Source organism: Halobaculum marinum (assembly GCF_029338555.1).
In the GTDB taxonomy this organism is placed as follows: Archaea; Halobacteriota; Halobacteria; order Halobacteriales; family Haloferacaceae; genus Halobaculum; species Halobaculum marinum.
Map to the genome: position 1 here is coordinate 1,490,655 of NZ_CP119989.1, position 15,275 is coordinate 1,505,929.

Consider the following 15,275-nt stretch of genomic DNA (forward strand, 5'->3'; position numbering starts at 1 on the left):
CGTTCGATGTGGGGTCGTACCGCGGCTAAAGGGTTCGGATGCGACGGTGGCGACGAGCGAGTCGCGGGCACCGGTAGACCCGATCCGAAGTCCGCGACGCCGACGAGCTCCGCGGTACCGTTAACCGCCGAGCGGCCGAACGATACGGCGATACCCGATGTGCGGACGCTACTCCCTCACCCTCACCGCCCAGGAGCTCTCCGAGCGGTTCGACGCGACCGTCCCCGACGACTGGGGGCCGCGGTACAACTGTTCGCCGGGGCAGGAGCTCCCGGTGCTCGCGAGCGACGAGCCCGACGCGTTCCGCCGGATGACGTGGGGGTACACTCCACCGTGGGCCGACGAGTCGTTCGACCTGATCAACGCGCGCACCGAGACCGTCGACGAGAAGCGCACGTTCGCCGAGTCGTTCGCCTCGCGGCGCTGTCTCGTCCCCGCGGACGGCTTCTACGAGTGGAGTGACCACGCGGGCGGGAAGCGGCCGTACCGCGTGGCCTTCGACGACGAGCGTACGTTCGCGATGGCCGGCATCCACGCGACGTGGGACCCACCACAGCGGCAGGCCGGTCTCGGGGAGTGGGGCGGCGGCAGCGACGACACCGGCGGCGACGACGAGCGCGTCGAGGCGTTCGCCGTCCTCACCACCGAGCCGAACGACCGGATCCGCGAGTTGCACCACCGGATGGCCGTCGTCTTGCCAGCGGACCGCGAGCGCGACTGGCTCACGGGCGAGATCGGAAAGGCCGACATTCTGGCGCCGTACCCCGGCGACGACCTCGGCTGGTACCCCGTCTCGACGCGCGTCAACTCACCCGCCAACGACGACCCGACGCTGATCGAGGAGGTCGACGTCGCGTAACCGGCACGCCGCATTCGACGCCGCGGCGCACCGGTTCGTGATTGCTGACGCGTCTGCTGCGTCGGCGACACGTTCGTCGGCGAACAGCTGTCAGCGGACGAGTCGCCGTTTTCCGCACAACTCCCCCTGCCGCCAGCGCATGGTGTCGTGACCGCCGATTTCGGGTCCGATGGAGTATCGAAATCTCCCACTGTTTCGATATAGCGACATACAATATATCTGGTCGTGGTGGGTCACGAGGAAAATAACAAACGAGTTGAAAGTTTGAACGGCGGAAGAACGTACTGGGAGGAATCGGGGGAGTGAGACGACGCCACTCGCCGGCTGTTGCCGTCGCTTCGACGCTACTCGGTGGCGCTCACGCTCACTCCAAGAGGGAGTAGACGTGCCGTTCGTACGTCTCGCGGACGTTGTCGCCCCAGTTGTGGGTGTACGTGTCGATGATGTCGCCGGCGACGTCGCCACGGAGGTACTTCACGACGCCGCGGTCGCCCGTGCGGTCGCGGAGGTGGGTGGTGAAGAAGTGCCGGAAGTAGTGTGGCGTGACGTTCTCGGTCGCCCCGGCGCCGGCCTCGTACCACCCGGCGTCGCTCGCGTGGTCGCGAACGACGCGGGCGACTTGCTCGGGCGTGAGCCGTTCGCCCCACCCGCTCCCAGTCCCAACGAACAACGGCTCAGCGGGGGATGCGGCGTCGGGTCGGATCGACAGCCATCGGACGAGCGTCTCGGCGAGTTCGTCGTCGACGGGCACGACGGTGCCGCGTTTGCGCTTGTTCGAGGCGGTCCGCTCCTCGCCGTTGTAGCGCTCGCCGACGGACGGGTCGCTGGCGACGTACAGCGAGTCCGGCCGACCGTCGAGCTGTGCGCGCCCGCCGAGCGCGTAGCCAGGCAACTCTCGGTCGAGGGTGAGGTCCCGCAGATCGAGGTTACACAGCTCTCCGACGCGCATCCCGGTCTTCAACAGCGTGACGACGAGCGCTCGTTCGAGCGGGTGTGAGACGCCGCCGACGAACTCGCGCATTCGGGGAACGGAGATCTCTCGACGCGTCGGGTCGGTGTCGATGCGTTCGTCGAGTTCCTCCATCACGAGCGCCATCGGGTTCGCCTCGAACGCGCCGACCTGCGTCATGTACGCGTAGAACCGGTGGAGGTACGCCGCGTACGTCGCGGTCGTCGAGTCAGCCAGATCCGGGTCGCGCCGGAGGTCGTGGACGAACGCCATGCAGTCGCGGTGGGACGCGTCCGCGGGGTCGCTCGCGCCGCCGGCGGGGCCGCTCCCGGCGGTCGCGAGGAACGTCTCGAACCGACGGAGCACGCGCCCGTACTCCGCGCGGGTCCGCTCGCTCTTCCCGTGGAGTTCCATGTCTTCGAGAAAGTAGCCCACGGGGTCGTCCTCGACACCGGCGTCGTCGCGGGCGGCGGCGCTCATCGGTCCACCCGGACGTACCCACCGTCGCGACCGCTGTAGCGAACCTGTCCCCGCGACTGCAACTCACCCATCGTCTCGTCGACGCGTTCTTCGATGTCGCCCGCGACCTCCTCGACCAGTCGGTCGAACGACAGGACACCCTCCCGATCCAGAGCGTCGAGGAGTCGGGTTTCGAGGCCGTCACCCCCGGGGTTCGTGGGGGGAGAAGCACCCTCCAGATTCCCGGAATCATTTGCTGGTTCCCGCCGATCTGCCGTTGCTTCCGCTTCGACCCCCGGGGGCGACCCGAACTCCTCGGCGATCCCCAGGTCACGCCGACCCGCCTGGACCATCGTTCGGACGAACTCCGACTGCGACATGCCGAGTCGCTCGGCGTCAGCGACCCACGCCTCTTTCTGGTACGCCGGCACCCGGGCGGTCACCGCGACGCGCTCGGTGTCGGCGTCGGCCTCGCTCATACCGGCAGCACCGACCCCACCCACATCAATCTGGTGCACACTCGTGTCCTAAGTATCTAATTCTGTGTAATGCACCGAAAGGTAATTCGCAGAGAAGCTTCGTTAGGGGCCATATAGCGCCCATATACGCCATTTCGGTGGATCGCTCCGCGAGCGACTTGTGGTGCGCATTCGTGTCTTACAAATTGTGGAGACCATCGAACGTCGGACCGACTCGTGGTATCAGTCGCTGCATCAGAGGAGTGAGTCTAGTGCTCGCGCCTCCATCGGTGAGGTCGAGTCGGCCAGCCGATGGATCCTTCGATGGCCCCTGGTCGCCGAGAGCTGGGGCCATCGTGAGCGACTCTCCCTGTTACTGGTTCCCGACGCGTCCGACTGGTCGGCCGCCCGACCCGGCTCCAACGGCTGCGACAGCGAGCACGAGGATGGATCGATGGCGTGGAGTCAGTGCCGACTGTTCGCCCAGTGTACTCCATCAGCGGTTTCGCCCCCGCGTCCTCGGGCTCGCAGTGTGACACGACGCCTGGGTCTGCGCCTGTCCAAGTTGGTGATCTGGCTGCTATCACGCGGAACGAGAGTGGTTCTCCGCCGACTCATCAATCGTATGCCGCGATACCCAAGTCGACCCCCGACAGTGGAGAACTGACGACTGTGGATCGGGGGAGTTGCCCGATGTGTGACCGTCCTCTATGGCAGACGGTCCGGTGTCGATGAACCGGGTTCCGGCGTCGACCGTTAAGATCGTTCTGGTCGACGGCTGTCCGGGGAGGCCCAGACGCGGAGCTCTCCACCCGAACCAGATTCACACCCAACGGCCCGTGTCGCTGTTGGCTCGGTCGGTCGGTCGTAGTGGAAGGATCTGACCGCCTTCCAGCACGTAGTGGATAGTTGTCGGGGAGTGGGATCGTCCTACCCGGGAATTTCGTCTTATAACAAAGTCGTCGGCGCACCTGTTGGGTGCAAGTAATTTGGAATGAGCGGTTCGCACCTACCCTACCCACGAAATTGCTATCGCGTGAACCCGGTCGGAACACGTCCAGACGGGGCTTCGAGAGGTCACGATGAAGTCGGAGCTCCGCACAGCGACGTTCGGCGTCGGTGCGGCCCCGCTGACCATCCGATCGACGGTGGGTGGAGGCGGCGATGGTCGTAATCACGCTCCTCGTCGTCGGGACGCTGCTCGGCCTCAGCATCGTGCTCTACTCGGCGCGGGTCCAGCGATCGGAACAGTATCAGGCGCTGGTCGTCCCGCTCGCGAACATCATGGACATCGGGTTCGTCGCGATGACGCCGATCATCGTGCTCATCACTGGGCTCGACTCGCCGCTGACGATGCTCGGCCTCTCGGCGGTCGGGTTCGCGATGGGCGGGGTGATGCGATACAACATCCGGATGTTCGAGCCGGTGGCCGACGAGAAGGGGGTCCTCCAGCGGGTCGCGACCATCTCGCAGGCCTCGTTGATTGTCGCGTCGCTCGTGAACGTCGCCTACTACCTACAGCTGATGGCCGCAGTCGTCGTTCTGCTGGTGGTGTTGCCATTTGGCGTCGACGCCATCGCACAGGTCAACGTGAGTGCCACCGTCGTCATCGCCGTCTGCTCGCTGGTCGCGCTCGGGCTCATCGGCTACTACTTCGGGTTGGAGAAGCTGAACGCATTGGGTGAGCGCACGACGGCGTTCAACCTTGCGGCCATCGCGGCGATCATCGTCGGCTTCCTCGCGTACAACGTGGATGTCGCACTGGCGGGCAACTGGTCGCTTCCCGCGTACAACCCGCCACTCACGTCCCAGTCGGCCCGCCAAGTGATCGGCTTCTTCGCCATCGTCCAGGGCTTCGAGGCGTCGCGCTACCTCGGAGAACACTACAGCGCAGCGGTTCGCTCCAAGACGATGCGGGCCGCTCAGATCATCGCTGCGGTCGCGTTCGTGCTCTTCCCGGCGTCGGCGCTGCTGCTCTTCGCAGAGGTTCGCCCCGAATTAGAGCCGATCGCGGTGGTACAGATCGCACAGGTCGCCAGCCCCGTACTCCCCTGGCTCATCCTGCTCCTCGCGGTCGGGAGCCAGGCGTCCGCCTCCGTCAACGCGATATCCTCACGCTCCGACGTCTTGATCGAACTGACCAACTCCGAGATCCCACGTCGGTTTACCTACCCGATGCTCGCGCTGGGTGCCGTCGCGGTTGTACTCGTCACGGACGTGCTCGCGGCGGTCGCAGTGGCGTCGCGAGTGTTCGCGGTGTTCTTCGCGCTACAGTGTGTGATTGCGGTGATCGTGGCCAGCCGCTCCAAGCAGTGGCTGCACGTCGTGGGCATCGTCCTGGTCGGTCTGGCGATGGTGACCATCGCGATATTCGGGGTCTCGTCGTGATCCGGCTGTGACCCACGGAACGGCCAGCGGAGAGGTCGCGCACCGTCCCCGAGCTTCACGGAGGTGCCCTCCCCGATCGACGAGGTCGACGTGGCCTCTCGTCTCGCTATCGCCCGTCGAGAGCTCCGCCATGACCGACGATAACGGCGGTGCGTTCACTCCTCGGCGGCCCCGTAGCGTTCCTCGATGACTGCGGCGGGAGCGTCGTGATCCTCGGTGTGACGGACGCAGGCGCTCTGCAGCCGTGTCGTCGACGACGTGCGCCTCGGGTCGATCACGATTGCACACGGACCCGAAAGCCGTTCACAACGCGGCTTTGGCCTCCTTGTCGCAACCTTGCCGGACGAAGTAGGCGGCGTCGGTGTCGGTAACCCCCGCGACCACGTGAGTAGCCCAGCGGGGAGACAATCGAACTCGTCGCACCCATCCATGTGCGTATCTGGAACTCGCAGTGTCCCTTCGCATCCCCTCGGGTGTGTCTCGTGCATCGTCGTTCGGCATCGGCGTTCGGCGACGGGTCGCTCGAGTCGTCGCCGAGACCGGCGCGGTTTTGAGACGGCTGTCCGAGGCACTCGTATGGGCTCACCGCTCGACCGATCGGGCTCGCCGAGGGGTTCACTCGTGCCCCGACTCGACCGCCCGTGGACTGACCGCTACGGCTCCTGCTTGCCTCGCGCGAGTCCCGCTGGCCGAGGAGTGAGCGATGCGTGACGGCGACGGCGATCGGACCGGTGACTCCTCGCCCGCCGACGTCGGCGACGTTCCTCCGGTCGTCACCGTCGGAGCCGCCACCGTCGACCGCACGTACCACGTCTCGAACATCCCCGCTCCCGACGGGGGAGCGTACGCGGACACAGTGCGCGAGTCGTTCGGCGGGGTCGGGGCGAACGTCGCCGTCGCCGTCTCGCGCCTGGGCCGCTCGGCGGGGTTGGTCGCCCGCCTCGGTGACGACGACGTCGGTGCCCGCGTGGCCGTCGACCTCGAGGAGTCTGCCGTCGACGACCGACGTGTGCGACGGAAGTCGGGGACCAGTACCCACTGCGTGGTGCTTCGCGACGGCGACGGGAGACGGAGCATCGTCACTGCTGGAGACTCGGCACGGCGGCTCCGCTTGAGCGATGCCGACCACCGCTACCTCGCGGCCGCCGACGTGGTGTTCCTCACGGCGTACAACCCGGACGCGGTGCAACGCGACCTCCTCGCGCTGGCGAGTGAACCGGACGCGCCACCGTTCGTGTTCGACCTGTCTGGGCCGCTCCCGGAGTTGGCCGGGCGGAGCGCGCGCGAGGAGACGATCGACCGCTGGGTCGAGGCGGCGGATCTGTTCGTCGTCGGTGACGTTGCGGCAGAGTCGTACCTCGGCTGTTCAGGGGGCGAGGCCGCCGCGGAACTACGATCGCGGGGAGCCGACCGCGTCGCCGCGACTTCCGGTGCGGCAGGTGCCGTGCTGGCAGACGACACCGGTCTGCACGAGCTTTCGGCGTTCGATGTAGACGTCGTGGACGAGACTGGCGCTGGCGACGCCTACGTGGCCGGGCTGATCGATCGGTGGATCCTCGGCGACGCGTCTGCGGTCGACGCCGGGCGGTTCGCAGCCGCCGCCGCAGCGCTCAACGTCGCCGCCGACGGCGCCCGTGGAGGACTGGCGAGTCGCGACGAGGTCGAGGCGTTCCTCCGAGAGCGGTAGCCTCCGTCGGGGTGCCGTCGTCGACCGCCGCCCCGAGGCTACCCACAACCCTGCCCGTCGTAGCTCCGGTTACGAGCGCGCCGCGTCCACCAGTGCTCGGACGCGTTCCTCCGACACCGGCTTCCCGACGTCACCGTCTTCCTTGAGCGCCGTGCCGACGATGACGCCGTCCGCGAGGTCGAGCAGGTCGTCCACGTTGTCTGCGTCGACGCCGCTCCCGACAAGCACCGGCACGTCGAGGTCGTTCGCGTCGCGGCGGTCGACCGCGTGTTCCAAGTCCGAACGGGCGGTCTCGTGACCGGTTCCGCTCCCGCTGACGACGATACCGTCCGCGAGGCCGCGCTCGACGCCGTCGGCGACCGACTCGGCGGTGAAGTCGCCTGCGGCGATCGGTGCGGAGTGTTTCACGTCGTGATCGGCGAGGACGGCCACGTCCGCGCCGAGTCGCTCGCGCAGGCGCATCGTCTCGTGAGCCTTCCCGTCGACGACGCCTTGGTCGGTGACGCGGGAACCAGTGTGGACGTTGATCCGAACGAAGTCAGCGCCGACAGCCGCCGCGACCGACAGGGCCGCGGCGCCGTCGTTCCGGAGCACGTTCACGCCCACCGGCACGTCGACGGTCTCGACGACCGCACGCGCGGCGCGTGTCATGCTCGCGACCACGTGTTTCGGCACGTCGTCCGGGTAGAACGGGGCGTCGCCGAAGTTCTCGACCATGATCGCGTCCACGCCGCCCGCGGCGAGTCTGCGCGCGTCGCGTTCGGCGGCGTCGAGAATCGCGCTGCGATCGCCGTCGAACTTCGGTGCACCGGGAAGTGGATGCAGGTGGACCATCCCGATTACGGGCTGGCTGCCGTCTGCGAACAGCGAGTCGAACATGGCACTCGCTTCCCCCCGTTTTGGCCTTACTCTGGCGGTCGACGTCCAGTTCTGTTGGTTGAAATCCAACTCAATGCTGTTCGATGTGCAGCAAACAAACCGTATATCGCTATATCTAATTGGCCGGTGTGGCCCGAGCTCAGACAACGTGAGGCCTGGGCAACTGCGGGCGTCCTCTGTACCCGTCGCGAGCGAGGTGAGGCCGTTCGTCAGCGTCATCGGGTGGCGGACGCTGCGCTCACGCATTGTGTTCCACTGCTGTCGTCGGAGAACTTGACCTCGTTACTGGCGACGAACGAGCGTCGGAGGACGCAGAACGACGGGGGTAGTCACGCCGCCACGTCGTCGGTCACTCGGGGGACAGCGCCGTCTCGACCCCGCTCGCCAGGGCGATTTCGAGCGAGCGCGTCGCCTTCGTCGCCTCCGCCTCGTTCTCCATCAGCACGGTCTCGCTCGGGAACAGGTTCTCGCCGAGGACGAGACCGTGGTCGCGTGCGGTGCCGCCGGTGACGGTGAGGTAGACGCCGACGCCGGCCTCGGCGATGGCGGCCTCCTCCTCTTGGCCGGGGTCGGGGTAGACGAACTCGACGCCGTCGAGCGCGTCGGTCCCGAGGACGGCCTCGACGAGGCGCTCGTAGCGAGGCGAGATGCACAGCGCCCCCTCGTAGTCGGCGACGAACGAGCGGTCGAGCGACGCGCCGTCGGGGACGGACTCCGGCGTCGCCATCAGCGTGTGGCGGACCGTGTCGCCGAGGCCGGTCGCGACGCGCACGTCAGTGTCGCGGGGATCGATCCGAGCGTTCACGTCCGAGAGGTTCCGGACGCCGTCGGGTTCGAGGCCGACCACCTCCTCTAACACGAGGTCCGCAGAGTCGAAGCCGAGCGCCACGTCGTGGGTGCGCAGCGCGCGGAACGGCTCCTCGCGACCGACGAGGCGGACCTCGTGGTCGTCCACCTCGACGAGCGCGGAGTCGAAGACGATCCGTCGGGGGTGGCCCTCGCGGTCGTCGCGGACGAGCGTGTACTCCGGGCCACGCCCCGCGGGGTCGCTGTAGGCGGCGAGTCGGTCGTACACGCCGCGGTCGTCCGACTGCGCGCCCTTCGTCAGCGCCTTCTCGTAGCGCAGCGTCGAGGAGACGTCGTCCGCCAGCGCCGCCACGTCGTCGCCCGCGACCGCCGCGAACCGTTCGAGGGTGGCCTCCAGCGGCCGCCCCTTCCGGGGGACGGCGACGGAGACGGGTCTACTCATTGGCGGAACGTCGTACCGGCGGTGGAAAAACGGCGCGTTTCGGACCGCGAGGCCGCGTTACTCTTCGTCCGAGTCGTCCGCAGTTGCGCCGGCACCGGCACCGCCCGGTCCGAACACCGACGAGAGGCGCTCGCGGAACTCCTCGAAGTCGGCGATCTCGTCGTGGACCGCCTCCATCTCCGCGCGCACCTCCGACAGCTCGTCGTCGACCATCGCGGAGACGGACTCCACGTCGTCGGCGACCGACGCGAGTTCCTCGCGCACCTCGGCGACCGCCTCGTCCTCGTCTGCGACCTCTTCGGCGAGGTCGTCGAGGTCAGCGCTGACCTCAGCCAGCGACGACTCAAGCGACTCCTCGGTCGCCGCCAGGTCGTCGCTCCAGCCGTCGACCTCGTCCCAGACGGCGTCGACCTCCTCGTTGGCGGCCGCGACCTCCGAGCGCAGCGACTCGACCTCCTCCCGGAGGTCCTCGCGCTCGTCGGCTGCCGTGTCGAGTTCCGTCCACGTCTCGGAGAGCGACTCGTCCAGTTCGTCGAGGTCCGTCTGCAGGCCGTCCATCCACTCGGAGGCGATGCCGTTCTCGTCGATGAACTCCTCCATCGCGTCGGCGTAGGCGGCCATGTCCTCGACCTTCGACTGGAGGCGAGCGATCCGCGCGTCCACGCTCGTGGAGTAGTCGAGTTCCAACTCCTCTTTCAGCACCTCGCGGTCGGCCTCGGAGACGTCCCCGGAGCGGAGTTCCTCTGCCAGCGCCGCCGCGACCCCGCCGGCCGCGACGCCGCCGACCGCCCCCGCGTCGGGCGCGCTCGCCGCCTCGTCGGACTCGTCGACCGCGTCGACGACCGCCTCGTCGGTGGACTCCTCGGCTGGTTCGTCCGCGTCGCCGAGGTCGAGCGGTTCGTCGGCGGACGCCTCGCCGGCGGCGTCCGAGTCCACGGCGTCGTCCACCTCGGCTGCCTCTTCGGTGTCAGCCTCGACGGACTCGTCGCCGTCGAGGTCGAGCAGGTCTTCTGCCTCGTCTGCTTCGGACGGGTCCTCGGACGCGTCTTCGTCGTACTCCTCGGCGCCGTACTCGTCGTACTCGTCGTCGTCCTCCGCGACGGACTCGGCGTCGGCGTCGAGGTCGAGCAGGTCCTCTGGCTCATCCGGCTCGGCCGGCTCCTCGGCGGCGTCCACGTCGTCGACTTCATCGGCGTCGTACTCGTCGTCCACGCTGCCCGCGTCGAGGTCGGCTTCCGCGCCTGCGAGGTCGAGGCCGTCGTCGGCCTCGTCGCCGCCGGCGAGGACGTCGCGGACGGCCTGCGAGGAGTCGTCCCCGAGCACGTCGGCCACGTCGCCGACGGGGTCGTCGTCCTCGGACACCTCGTCGACGGTCGGTTCGGTGAGGAACCGCGATCCGTCCTCCTCCGTCGGGTCGTCCACGCGGATGCCGTACACCGTGACGACCTCCTCGCCGGGGTCGAGCCGGCGGCGGTACTCGACGCGGTGGTCCTGGTACGCCGTCCAGTGTTCGGACTCGTACTCCGGGTGGAAGCCGATGCGGTCCATCGGGAACTCCTCCGGGATGGAGTCGACGAGACTGAACTCTGTCGCCTGCTCCCGGTCGGAACGGAGGGTGAATTCGATCGCGGGTACGGGGAACTCGTCGGCGGTGAAGCGCTTCTCGACGGTCACACCGTCCCCCTCGACGGTGACGCCGCCGTCTGCGTCGGGCCCCTGGCTCATGGATACACGGTGCCTCACCCGATATAAAAAGCCACCGGGCCGATTATCGGTTCGGCGGTGACACGCCGTCGTCGCACCAGCCGACGCGACCGTCGCGGCGACGAGGAGGCGTCACTCGGTGACGACCGTCACCGGCCGCTCGGCGTCGAGGATGATCCGCTGGGTGTCGTCGCCGAACAGCGCCTTCCCGGTCGGCGAGCGCTGCTTTCCGGTGATGAACACGTGGTCGCAGCCGCGCTCGCGCGCTTCGCGGAGGACGACCTCCGCGCGGTCGCCGACGCTGCCGACGGCCTCGTACTCGATGCCGACCCCCTCCAGTACCTCCCGACCGATGTCGCTGGCGTACGCGCGCGCGCCCTCGACGGCTTGGCCGACGCTGTAGGTGGAGTCACCACGGGTCACCTGCTGGAGCTGTTCGCGCTGTTCGTCGTACTCGTCCTCGTCGGTGACGTGGAGGAGCGTGAGTTGCGCGTCGACGCCGGCGGCGAGTTCGCCCGCCTCGCGAGTCAGTGTCTTGGCCGTCTCGGTCGGTCCGACGACTGCGAGTGCGTGGTCCATACTGGCCGACGGGGAAGGTGGATGAAAAACCCCGAGGGTTCGGGAGCGTGTTGACGTGTCACACGGTGGGTAGCGGCCGACCTGTCTCCGGATTAGAGGTCGACCCGATCCCCGATCTCGACGATCTCCAGGCGCTCGGGATACTCGAAGCTCCGCGTGTGCTCGTGGAGCGCGGTCGGGTCCGCCGTTAGCCCCTTCCACATGTCCCAGTGGCTCGGGAGCAGGCGGTCGGCTTGGAGTGCCTCGGCAATCTCGACGGCCTGGTTCTCGTCGCAGTACCAGCGCGTGCGCTGTGGCTCGCGCGTCTCCTTGTCGGGGACGCGACCGACCGACCCGAACGCGACGACGGCCAGGTCGATGTCGTAGCGCTCGCCGAGGTCGGCGAAGCCGTCGTGGGGCTTGGTGTCGCCGCCGTGGAAGATCGTGGTGTCGCCGTGCTGGATCACGTAGCCGACGGGGTGGGTCGCGTCGGCGTCTGCGACGCGCACCACGTCGACGTCGAAGCCGCCCACTGAGAAGGAGTCGCCCTCCTCGACCTCGACGAGTTGGTCGGCGTCGACGTCCCAGTGTTCGGTCCACCCCTCCTCGTCGGTCACGGCGAGGGAGTCGTCGGCGGCGTAGAAGTCCGCCTGAGCGTTGGCGAGGATCGGCGCCTGCGAGGGCCCGTGCGTGTGGTCGGTGTGCTCGTGGGTCGCGAACACCGCGTCGGCGTCGTACACGTCGTGGGGGTCGAACGGTACCGGGATCATCCGGACGGTGCGCGGCGGGTCGCCGAGGCCGACGTACGGGTCGATCCAGACGCTCGTCTCGTCGCTCGCCTTCAGCACGAAGCCGTTGCAGCCGAGGTACCAGATCGCTACGCCGTCTGGCTCTGCCGCCTCGATCGTTCGTGGGAGCCAGTCGCCCCAGTCCGACGTGATCTGCGGGTCGCTCGAGTCGCTCATAGGCCGTCGTTCCCGGAGCGACGGGTAATGTCTGTCGGCTCGGACGAAGGGTACCGATCAGCCGCCTGCGGCTGGTTGGGCCTGGATAACCGCCGAAGTGAGCGACTAACTATCACCCGTGGTAGCATTGCCCGAAGCTATATGATGGACGGTTCCCCAGACGCCGACATGGAGACGGGAGTACATCGGACGCTGGAGTTCGCGACGATGCGCGACAACATCACGGCGTGCATCGACCTGCTCGACACGCAGACCTTCGGCCGGCGGGCGGATTAGCGACCCTCCCACGCCCGATAGAGGTCGTGCCCGACCACGCCGATCCCCGGGAGGGTGACGGCCCAGTTGATCAGGCCGCCGACCAGCGGAATCGCGGTCAGGAGTGACAGGACGAGCGCCCCAAGGACCACGTCCGTGCCGCCGGGACGGTCGTCCTTCGTGATCGCGCTCCCGACGAGCACCACGACGACCGCCGATCCGAGGATTCCGACGCCGGCGAGCACGAGCATCCCTGGGATAGCGACGATCAACCCGATCAGCGTGGCCGCGAGGACGACCAGCACGATCGGAACGCCGATCCCGACGATCAACCCCCAGACGACCGTCTCGCCGGGGTCGCTCCGGAACTCGTCGAGTTTCTCCGCGGCGTAGCCAGGGTTGGCGACGACGAGCACGCCACCGAGCAGGAGGTTGACCACGAGTCCGGCGGCGAAGTTGACCGCGATGGACGCTCCGAAATCCAGCCCCGTCTGCGGATGTTCGAATCCAGACTGTGCGGCTGCGACGCCGACGAGCGCGAGCGCGGTGCACGCGCCGACGGCTCTCGCGAGTGTGCGTGTGGAGGGCATCGTCTGGGGACGTGTCTTCGAGGACGAATGTGTTCCGATCCGGCGTCGCGTCCGGAGGTTCCGAACGGCCTATAGGGGGCGAGGCAAGGCGACGTATTGAGCAGGGGGTCCGCTCTGAGTGCGTCGCCGACGAGGCCCCACCAGTGCGTGTGTAGGGCATCGACGACGGTGGCGCGGCGAGAACGAGTCGTCTCCGATCCACCGTCACGTCTGGCGGTTCCGTCCGCCTACCAGGTGCCGTGGAACGTGTCGAACTGGAGGTTCTCCAGCGGTTCGTTGCCGACCGCGATCTCGTACTCGCCCGGCGTGAGCATCGGCTTGTGGAAGCGCGGGCCGTCGTCGGTCGTGATGCGCGGACAGCCGGTGTTGACGAACGCGTCGAAGTCGAAGTTGCGGAGGCGGTCCGGCGTGACCTCGTCCATCGTGATCAGGTGGGCGTTGTCGTTCTCCTCGACGATCTCTTCGGCCTTCTCCCAGCGGCCCTGCCCGATCTTCGTGCAGAAGATGACGCCGAAGGTGTCGGCGTCCATCGCGCGGTGGACGGCGCCGTAGCGCTGCTTGAGGAACTTCTCGGTGTCTGCCACCTTCACAACGTTGTTAACGGGGTCGCCGATGACGACCGTCTTGTCGGGGTGCTCCATCGCGAGGCCGAGCGGGTGGAACTTCCCGCCGCCGACGTAGAGGACTTGGTCGGCGTCGATGTCGGCGCTCGCGTAGTTGCAGCCGAGCACCTGTCCCTCGTGGGTGAGGCGGTCGTCGCCGCGGCGCGTGTGCACCTCGTAGCCGCGCTCCTCCAGCCAGTCGACCATGTCGCCGAAGAGGTTCATGTGCTGGGCGGTCGTGACGAGGCCCACGTCCGGGTCGTCCTCGGGGTCAGCGAGTTCGTCGAGCGACTCCTCCATGATCGGGAAGGGGTCGACGTTGGAGAACAGGGGGACGTAGATGATCTTGTCCGACTCCTTCATCGGCGAGTGACCGAAGTGGACGAACACGTCACACCGCCGCATCAGGTAGGTGTCGAGGTCGCAGGCGCCGTAACACGGCTGCCCGGAGATGAGGTAGGTGACGTCGTCGGTCAACTCGCGGAGGTCGTCGGCGACGGCTGGCGCGCGGCGCTTCAGCCCCTCGGGGAACTGGAGGCCGACCTTGTCGGCGTCGCGCTCCTCGACCGCCTCGACGATCCGGTCGAGTTCGTAGTCCCACTCGCGGTCGTGTTTGAGCGACATCCCGGTCTTCGTGAGGTCGCCCTCGCTCCGCTGGCTCATTGGCCATCGCTACCGACCGGAGGCGGTTAAGCGACGCGCTCCGGGAAGCCCGCGAGAGGGAGTCTCACGCCACCGACACGACCATCTGACGGCGTCACGATCCGTCGGTATGAGCGGTCACTCGTTCCACACGGTCGACGTGTTCACCCGCGGCGACGAACGGTTCACCGGGAACCAACTCGCCGTGTTCCACGACGCCGCCGACGTCGACGCCGACGAGGCGCTCGCGCTCACCCGCGAGACGAACTTCTCGGAGTGTACGTTCGTCGACCGCCGACGCGACGACGGGAGCTACGACGTCCGGATCTTCGACCCCGCCGAGGAGATTCCGTTTGCGGGCCACCCGACGCTCGGCACCGCCGCGGTGCTCCGGGAACTGACGGGCGACGACCCCGGCGACGACCTCACCCTGAACCTCGGTGTTGGCTCCATCGACGTGTGGGTCGAGAACGGCGAGCGCGGGGACGAGTACTGGATGCGCCAGATTCCGCCCGAGTTCGGTGAGACGGTCGCCCCAGATCGGATCGCGCCAGCCCTCGGACTCGACACGGACGACCTCGCCGTCGATGCGCCCGTCCAGTCGGTGTCGACGGGGCTCCCGACGTTCGTCGTCCCCCTCGCCTCGGTCGACGCTGTGGCCCGCGCGTCGACGACCGACCCGGCGTACACCGAGTTCATCGATGCGGTCGGCGAGCACAACCTCCTCGTCGTCGCGCGCGGCGGCGTCGACGGCGGCGACCTCCACGCCCGGGTGTTCGCGGACTACGCCGGCGTCCCGGAGGACCCTGCGACGGGGTCGGCGGCCGGGTGTCTCGCCGGGTGGCTCGTCGAACATCGGTGGCTCGGCGAGGGACCCGTCGCCGCGACGGTCGAGCAAGGGTACGAGATGGGTCGCCCGTCGCGACTCCGGCTGCGCGCCGAGCGCGGCGACGACGGCGGTCCCGTCGTCGAGGTCGGCGGAGCGGCCGTCCCGGTCGCTGAAGGACGACTCCTGTAGCGACCCCGCGCCT

At 68.0% G+C, this 15,275-nt stretch carries 13 protein-coding genes; 4 read left to right on the forward strand and 9 right to left on the reverse strand.

Features of this window, described 5'->3' with window-relative positions:
• The first annotated feature begins 157 nt into the window (after positions 1-157).
• Positions 158-859 (forward strand): SOS response-associated peptidase, encoded by a 702-nt coding sequence (locus P0R32_RS07690; protein WP_276236361.1) that lies wholly within the window; start codon positions 158-160, stop codon positions 857-859.
• A gap of 364 nt (positions 860-1,223) precedes the next feature.
• On the opposite strand, the gene P0R32_RS07695 is transcribed toward P0R32_RS07690, so the two are convergent.
• Together P0R32_RS07695 and P0R32_RS07700 are read right to left on the reverse strand one after the other, a co-directional pair.
• Positions 1,224-2,288, reverse strand: coding sequence for a tyrosine-type recombinase/integrase (locus tag P0R32_RS07695; RefSeq protein ID WP_276236362.1), 1,065 nt, complete (start codon positions 2,286-2,288; stop codon positions 1,224-1,226).
• On the reverse strand, positions 2,285-2,746 hold the full coding sequence (locus P0R32_RS07700) for a DUF5805 domain-containing protein (RefSeq protein ID WP_276236363.1): 462 nt from the start codon (positions 2,744-2,746) through the stop codon (positions 2,285-2,287). Before P0R32_RS07700 ends, P0R32_RS07695 begins: the two co-directional genes overlap by 4 nt.
• Before the next feature lie 1,143 nt (positions 2,747-3,889).
• Here P0R32_RS07700 and P0R32_RS07705 point away from each other — a divergent pair.
• Positions 3,890-5,113 (forward strand): hypothetical protein, encoded by a 1,224-nt coding sequence (locus P0R32_RS07705; protein ID WP_276236364.1) that lies wholly within the window; start codon positions 3,890-3,892, stop codon positions 5,111-5,113.
• Between the two features lie 703 nt (positions 5,114-5,816).
• Positions 5,817-6,800 carry a carbohydrate kinase family protein gene (locus P0R32_RS07710; protein WP_276236365.1) on the forward strand — a complete coding sequence of 328 codons (984 nt, stop codon included), beginning with the start codon at positions 5,817-5,819 and terminating at the stop codon, positions 6,798-6,800.
• A 69-nt stretch (positions 6,801-6,869) separates the two neighbouring features.
• Here the strand turns inward: P0R32_RS07710 and P0R32_RS07715 are convergent, their stop codons facing one another.
• From P0R32_RS07715 to dph2, 7 genes are all read right to left on the reverse strand, one after another.
• On the reverse strand, positions 6,870-7,679 hold the full coding sequence (locus tag P0R32_RS07715; protein ID WP_276236366.1) for a BtpA/SgcQ family protein: 810 nt from the start codon (positions 7,677-7,679) through the stop codon (positions 6,870-6,872).
• A gap of 349 nt (positions 7,680-8,028) precedes the next feature.
• Entirely contained in the window at positions 8,029-8,928 is a 900-nt protein-coding gene (locus P0R32_RS07720; RefSeq protein WP_276236367.1) for a phosphoribosyltransferase HisG-related protein, read from the reverse strand.
• Positions 8,929-8,985: 57 nt separating this feature from the next.
• Positions 8,986-10,653: a hypothetical protein gene (locus P0R32_RS07725; protein ID WP_276236368.1), complete on the reverse strand. Its 1,668-nt coding sequence runs from the start codon at positions 10,651-10,653 to the stop codon at positions 8,986-8,988.
• 111 nt (positions 10,654-10,764) lie between these two features.
• Positions 10,765-11,211 carry a universal stress protein gene (locus tag P0R32_RS07730; protein WP_276236369.1) on the reverse strand — a complete coding sequence of 149 codons (447 nt, stop codon included), beginning with the start codon at positions 11,209-11,211 and terminating at the stop codon, positions 10,765-10,767.
• A gap of 92 nt (positions 11,212-11,303) precedes the next feature.
• Positions 11,304-12,155 (reverse strand): MBL fold metallo-hydrolase, encoded by an 852-nt coding sequence (locus P0R32_RS07735; RefSeq protein ID WP_276236370.1) that lies wholly within the window; start codon positions 12,153-12,155, stop codon positions 11,304-11,306.
• Positions 12,156-12,427: 272 nt separating this feature from the next.
• Positions 12,428-13,000 carry a DUF8173 domain-containing protein gene (locus P0R32_RS07740; RefSeq protein ID WP_276236371.1) on the reverse strand — a complete coding sequence of 191 codons (573 nt, stop codon included), beginning with the start codon at positions 12,998-13,000 and terminating at the stop codon, positions 12,428-12,430.
• A 227-nt stretch (positions 13,001-13,227) separates the two neighbouring features.
• On the reverse strand, positions 13,228-14,265 hold the full coding sequence (dph2, locus tag P0R32_RS07745; RefSeq protein ID WP_276236372.1) for a diphthamide biosynthesis enzyme Dph2: 1,038 nt from the start codon (positions 14,263-14,265) through the stop codon (positions 13,228-13,230).
• 109 nt (positions 14,266-14,374) lie between these two features.
• On the opposite strand from dph2, the gene P0R32_RS07750 reads away from it, so the two are divergent.
• Positions 14,375-15,262, forward strand: coding sequence for a PhzF family phenazine biosynthesis protein (locus P0R32_RS07750; RefSeq protein WP_276236373.1), 888 nt, complete (start codon positions 14,375-14,377; stop codon positions 15,260-15,262).
• Positions 15,263-15,275 lie beyond the last annotated feature (13 nt).

What these genes read in the sequence shown, in the direction of transcription:
- P0R32_RS07690 (WP_276236361.1), top strand. Translation starts at nt 158, where the DNA reads ATGTGCGGACGCTACTCCCTCACCCTCACCGCCCAGGAGCTCTCCGAG.
- P0R32_RS07695 (WP_276236362.1), bottom strand. Translation starts at nt 2,288, where the DNA reads ATGAGCGCCGCCGCCCGCGACGACGCCGGTGTCGAGGACGACCCCGTG.
- P0R32_RS07700 (WP_276236363.1), bottom strand. Translation starts at nt 2,746, where the DNA reads ATGAGCGAGGCCGACGCCGACACCGAGCGCGTCGCGGTGACCGCCCGG.
- P0R32_RS07705 (WP_276236364.1), top strand. Translation starts at nt 3,890, where the DNA reads ATGGTCGTAATCACGCTCCTCGTCGTCGGGACGCTGCTCGGCCTCAGC.
- P0R32_RS07710 (WP_276236365.1), top strand. Translation starts at nt 5,817, where the DNA reads ATGCGTGACGGCGACGGCGATCGGACCGGTGACTCCTCGCCCGCCGAC.
- P0R32_RS07715 (WP_276236366.1), bottom strand. Translation starts at nt 7,679, where the DNA reads ATGTTCGACTCGCTGTTCGCAGACGGCAGCCAGCCCGTAATCGGGATG.
- P0R32_RS07720 (WP_276236367.1), bottom strand. Translation starts at nt 8,928, where the DNA reads ATGAGTAGACCCGTCTCCGTCGCCGTCCCCCGGAAGGGGCGGCCGCTG.
- P0R32_RS07725 (WP_276236368.1), bottom strand. Translation starts at nt 10,653, where the DNA reads ATGAGCCAGGGGCCCGACGCAGACGGCGGCGTCACCGTCGAGGGGGAC.
- P0R32_RS07730 (WP_276236369.1), bottom strand. Translation starts at nt 11,211, where the DNA reads ATGGACCACGCACTCGCAGTCGTCGGACCGACCGAGACGGCCAAGACA.
- P0R32_RS07735 (WP_276236370.1), bottom strand. Translation starts at nt 12,155, where the DNA reads ATGAGCGACTCGAGCGACCCGCAGATCACGTCGGACTGGGGCGACTGG.
- P0R32_RS07740 (WP_276236371.1), bottom strand. Translation starts at nt 13,000, where the DNA reads ATGCCCTCCACACGCACACTCGCGAGAGCCGTCGGCGCGTGCACCGCG.
- dph2 (WP_276236372.1), bottom strand. Translation starts at nt 14,265, where the DNA reads ATGAGCCAGCGGAGCGAGGGCGACCTCACGAAGACCGGGATGTCGCTC.
- P0R32_RS07750 (WP_276236373.1), top strand. Translation starts at nt 14,375, where the DNA reads ATGAGCGGTCACTCGTTCCACACGGTCGACGTGTTCACCCGCGGCGAC.